Annotated in this window: 1 protein-coding gene; it reads right to left on the bottom strand. The window is 45.1% G+C overall.

Going from position 1 to position 579, the window contains the following annotated elements; all coding sequences use genetic code 11:
• The coding region (locus H6A61_RS15360) for a PD-(D/E)XK nuclease domain-containing protein (RefSeq protein ID WP_204394777.1) at window positions 1–579 on the bottom strand (579 nt) is incomplete at both ends.

The raw sequence follows: 579 nt of genomic DNA, 5'->3' as shown, positions 1-579 counted from the left end.
CCTCTATCTGCTGAAGCGCCTCTTGGGCCGTACCGTCCAGTTTGAACTCAAAGATATATACATATTCTGATGTTTCCACTATGCAGTCCACACGTCCCTGGCTCTGTACCTTTTCGGCATAGACAGTATAAACACTCACCAGACGCATAATGAGGTAAAAGGTATATTGGAAATACCGTTCACGTTCCACCTCGTTTTCCTTGCGGCGCATTGTGTAAGGTATTCCGGAGAGGAAAGAAGTGAACAGCTCGCGTACCTGCTCCACTTCTCCTTTGCGCAGAGCTACAACAAGACTTCTTATCCACCCGCCGGTTTCCTCAGTTGGTTGCAGATATGATGAAGCCACCATTGTAAGGAATCCCCCCTTTACTTCATTGTTCGGGAAATCAAGAAGGAATGTATTGAAATCTCTGTCGTAAGCCTTTATTGTAAGATATCCGCTTTGATATATCATAGGCAAGGGACGTTCCACGTCGGCTTTGTAGTCGATAAACTCTGCCGGAGTGTAATATTTTCCGGTAAATTCGTTCATTCTCTCATGCGAATGGTTAAGCAGACGAATAAGATATGTGGGAGTTC

This window comes from Bacteroides caecigallinarum, from assembly GCF_016901995.1.
Lineage (GTDB): Bacteria > Bacteroidota > Bacteroidia > Bacteroidales > Bacteroidaceae > Phocaeicola > Phocaeicola cellulolyticus.
This window is presented reverse-complemented; position numbering and strand designations above follow the sequence as displayed.